The following is a 4101-nucleotide window of genomic DNA, read 5'->3' on the forward strand; positions in this document are numbered from 1 at the left end:
GCGCGCAGATGGCAGGCTCTTGGCCTGAACGGCTGGATCACAAGACAGTTGCTGAGTTAAGCCGGCCCGCCCAAGGCGAACCGGGTGGCGCCGAGACCGCGAAGCGGGCTCGGCTTGAACGAATTGTTAGGCCGCACTGTCGTCACTCTCTTCCCCGTCTTCTTTGTACGGCGATTCAAATGGTTCTACGAACAACCCTGAGTTTGAAGCCAGTTGCTCGGCGGCAAGACTAGCGTGCGGAACGCCTATGTACATGTAATAGTCCCATCCAATATGTATGAATGCATCTGGCCCTTCCAGCCTGCACCAGAAGTCCTCGCGCAGAAGAGAAGAAAGCGTTGTGGCTATTCTTGGAAGAGATAGCTGCTCCCCGTTGGCGGGGGCAAGTGGCGTTTCAAAATGGTTCTCAAGTCCGCTGACTGTCAGCGAGCTAACGCCACAGTCCTGAAGAAACGTCAAGGCAGTCATTACGTATGCACGTTCCACTCGCTCGTATTCTTCATTCGTCAGTACGACGCCATTGAACGTTTCTCCAATGTCGCTGAAAGCCGTCCAGTCGTCACCCAGATATGCACCGTTCTCAGCGCGAAGCGCTGGGTTGTACTTGGTTACACGGAATTCGAGCATGTTGGTTTGTGCGGCCTAACGCCTGAGTTAAGCCGCGCCGCGAAGCGGCGTCGGCTTGAAGGAATTGTTAGGCCGCAGCGCGTTTGCGCCGCCAACCTAGCCACAAACCCACCGCATGAAGCCCAAGCAGGGTAAACGCTGAACCATAGCCCGCGAGAACATACGAATGGCCAAGCTCCGATACGACCGCGGGGCCCACATATGGATCATTGATTGGCTCAAGGGTAGCCAAGACGAGGAACAATGACACGGGGAGCAAAGAGAGGCCCAAGAGGAGGCGATAGCGACCAGCTAGCAACGCAGCAGTGCCCGCTAAGACCGCGGTTGACCAAAGCTGGGGAACTGTAGCCACCTTGTCTGACACCTCTGCCATTGCCGAGAACGGTGCGAGAGCTAGAAGTAATAGGAGCGAGCGCCAGTAAGTTTTCATGCGGCCTAACACCTGAGTTAAGCCGCGCCGCGAAGCGGCGTCGGCTTGAAGGAATTGTTAGGCCGCAGCGCGTTTGCGCCGCCAACCTAGCCACAAACCCACCGCATGAAGCCCAAGCAGGGTAAACGCTGAACCATAGCCCGCGAGAACATACGAATGGCCAAGCTCCGATACGACCGCGGGGCCCACATATGGATCATTGATTGGCTCAAGGGTAGCCAAGACGAGGAACAATGACACGGGGAGCAAAGAGAGGCCCAAGAGGAGGCGATAGCGACCAGCTAGCAACGCAGCAGTGCCCGCTAAGACCGCGGTTGACCAAAGCTGGGGAACTGTAGCCACCTTGTCTGACACCTCTGCCATTGCCGAGAACGGTGCGAGAGCTAGAAGTAATAGGAGCGAGCGCCAGTAAGTTTTCATGCGGCCTAACGCCTGAGTTAACGCGCACCGCTGCGCGGGGTTACAGGTGCGACGCTGCTACGAAGCGGTGTCGCGTTGAACGAATTGTTAGGTTGCAAGCCGAGGAACTGGAACATGCCAACGACATACGAGATTGACCGCGTTGCCGACTTGCTGCGCGTGCCGATTGAGCGACGTACGGCGTGCCTGCGCGAGGTGGAATACGCGCTGGCGTTGCACGAATTGGCATTTGGCGAGAAGGCGGCGGATGTTGAAATTGGCCCGATGCGCTGGACTGACGACGGCGACAAAACCTGCACGCTGCACGACGCTAGCGGGAAGCCGGTGTTGACGCTGGAAGTCACGAGCAAGTCTGACATGCAACCTAACGCTTGAGTTAAGCCGACGTGCGTAGCGGAGCCAACAACATGGCAAGCTCTACCTGCCATGTTGTTGGTGGAGCGAAGCGCGTTCGGCTTGAACGCATTGTTAGGCGTTATCCGCCGACTCCATGGACTAGCGGCACAAAACGCTCGCCGAACTGTCCCATTGCTGCTCCTAGCCCCAGGAGATCAACCGCAGCCGCATCATGCTGGCCGATGGCTGCGAACACTAAAATGCAATCTGAGCCGACGCGAAAGGAGTCTGGTGTGAACCTCCCCGACTCTGGATCTAGAAGCAGTGGAAAACTCTGCTCATATGCCGCAAGAACCGCAAGCTTACGCAAGTCAAGCTCAAAGACGGGGTAGTAGTGGGGAACAAACTTTAGCTCCACAATGGCTGCAACGGTGCGGTCCTTGAGGACAATAATGTCCGGGACAAAGCAGCCATGCCGCTCCACATTGATCTGCGGCTCGCAAAGAATGAGGTGATCCGGCAGCCTTGACCTTAGCTCCGCATAGATAAGCGAGTGCAGCGTGCACTCTGAGTTGATCAGTCCATGCTGGTAAGCGTCACACGCAGTGAACCAAGCTTGCTGAATTGCGACAGAGATAGTCATGACGCCTAACACCTGAATTAAGCCGCGCCGCGAAGCGGCGTCGGCTTGAATGAATTGTTAGGTGCGCTCACCGCCATCTGTGGACGCCGCTTTTGCCTCACGAAGTATGGCAAGGCCGCCCCTGACCACCAACGCCGAGATCAGCAGGCCAATAACCAGATCTGGTATGTGTGAGGCCGTTACCGCCACCAAGATGCCGGAAAGAATGACCCCGAGGTTAGCCAGCACGTCATTGGTTGAAAATATCCATGAAGCGCGCATGTGAACCTCACCCTTGCGGTGCTTTGTGAGCAAAGCAAGGCAAGTGAGATTTGCAACAAGTGCAAGACTGCCGAAGCTGAGCATAAGAACGCTCTCTGGCTCGTTGCCGAGCAAGAAGCGGCGGCAGACCTCAGCGAGAACTCCGAGACCTAACAGGATTTGAACGAAGCCGCTGGTGCGGGCGGCGCGGGCCTTGAGCGAGAGAGCACGACCAACGGCGTACAAGCTGATGCCATAGACAAAGGCATCCGCAAGCATGTCCAGCGAGTCTGCGAGCAGTCCGGTCGACTCTGCGACCAAGCCAGCCGCGAACTCAACAGCGAACATGACCGCGTTGATGCCGAGAAGAATTCGGAGAACCCTCAACTCTGCTTTTGTCTTGGCTTCAAACTCGCAGCCGCAGTCTGCCATGTGCGCACCTAACACCTGAGTTAAGCCGCGCCGCGAAGCGGCGTCGGCTTGGACGAATTGTTAGGGCGCGTGCCCCGAACCGTCACGCGCCGCCACGATGTACGGCTGAAGCTGACGCCAAGGGTACCGACGACCCTCAGGCCAAGGAAGCCGGAATAGCGGACGAGGCCTGCGGCGAAGAATCGCTTGCACCAACCATTCTTCGTTGAAGCCCTGCCACTCGCCTGCAGTATCCCAGAGGTTCCAGTGGACTACCGGGTGAACCTCATCGAACAGGATGCGTTGGATCTCCGGCAAGCCGAAGCGAGAGGCGGCGCACACGCGAGCCACCCGCTCCCATTCCGGCTCTGTATCCAAGTACAGGTCTGAAAGGGCGCTCCAAAGCGGCCGCCGCTCTTCGACTTCGTCTGCGGTGAACTCCATTTAGCGCCCTAACACCTAAGTTAAGCCGCACCGCGTAGTGGAGCCAAGCACATGGCAAGCTGTACCTGCCATGTGCTTGGTGTAACGAAGCGGTGTCGGCTTGAACGCATTGTTAGGCCGCAGCCCCGCTGCCCGCAAGCTCCAGCGCACGATCGGTGGACAACGGTCCGTTGATCTCTGGGTCAGTGCACTCCGCCAGATCATCTGCCACGGACGGATCCGAGAATGTGATCCGCCCTGCAAGTTGTAGCGCATCAGCCGTATAAGCAAGTTCCGCCGCAGACAGCTGCCCCGACGCGAACAAGCGACAAAGAAATGCGAGGCCAGGACGGTCCAGCACCATGTCCAAGTCCTCCGTTACCGCTACAGCGGCCGAAGCGCCACGCTGAGCTAGTGCATGAGAATGCACCGCCAGTTCCTCCGCGATCTGTGCCGAAAACTCGGACGCGGGCAACTGACCGGAAAGAAGGTTGGCGATTGAGGAAATTCTCATGCGGCCTAACGCCTTATGTCTTCAGTTTCCCCTAGCCTAAGAGCCGAGAGCCCGGCG

Annotated in this window: 5 protein-coding genes; 1 reads left to right on the forward strand and 4 read right to left on the reverse strand. The window is 57.7% G+C overall.

Annotated elements, in window-relative coordinates; genetic code table 11:
- Positions 1–126: 126 nt before the first annotated feature.
- The gene (locus SPK54_RS13485; protein WP_330948385.1) at positions 127–627 is read right to left on the reverse strand and encodes a hypothetical protein; all 501 of its coding nucleotides are present in this window, start codon (positions 625–627) and stop codon (positions 127–129) included.
- Positions 628–1591: 964 nt separating this feature from the next.
- Here SPK54_RS13485 and SPK54_RS13490 point away from each other — a divergent pair.
- Positions 1592–1852 carry a hypothetical protein gene (locus SPK54_RS13490; RefSeq protein ID WP_330948386.1) on the forward strand — a complete coding sequence of 87 codons (261 nt, stop codon included), beginning with the start codon at positions 1592–1594 and terminating at the stop codon, positions 1850–1852.
- A 100-nt stretch (positions 1853–1952) separates the two neighbouring features.
- Here SPK54_RS13490 and SPK54_RS13495 read toward each other — a convergent pair whose 3' ends face one another.
- The 3 genes from SPK54_RS13495 to SPK54_RS13505 all read right to left on the reverse strand — a co-directional run bounded on the left by SPK54_RS13495 (position 1953) and on the right by SPK54_RS13505 (position 4044).
- Positions 1953–2456: a hypothetical protein gene (locus SPK54_RS13495; RefSeq protein ID WP_330948387.1), complete on the reverse strand. Its 504-nt coding sequence runs from the start codon at positions 2454–2456 to the stop codon at positions 1953–1955.
- A 57-nt stretch (positions 2457–2513) separates the two neighbouring features.
- Positions 2514–3128 (reverse strand): cation transporter, encoded by a 615-nt coding sequence (locus SPK54_RS13500; protein WP_330948388.1) that lies wholly within the window; start codon positions 3126–3128, stop codon positions 2514–2516.
- Between the two features lie 535 nt (positions 3129–3663).
- The gene (locus tag SPK54_RS13505) at positions 3664–4044 is read right to left on the reverse strand and encodes a hypothetical protein (protein WP_330948389.1); all 381 of its coding nucleotides are present in this window, start codon (positions 4042–4044) and stop codon (positions 3664–3666) included.
- Between the last annotated feature and the right edge of the window lie 57 nt (positions 4045–4101).

Origin of the sequence: Thermomonas sp. LB-4 (genome assembly GCF_036409385.1) — a bacterium.
Lineage (GTDB): Bacteria > Pseudomonadota > Gammaproteobacteria > Xanthomonadales > Xanthomonadaceae > Thermomonas.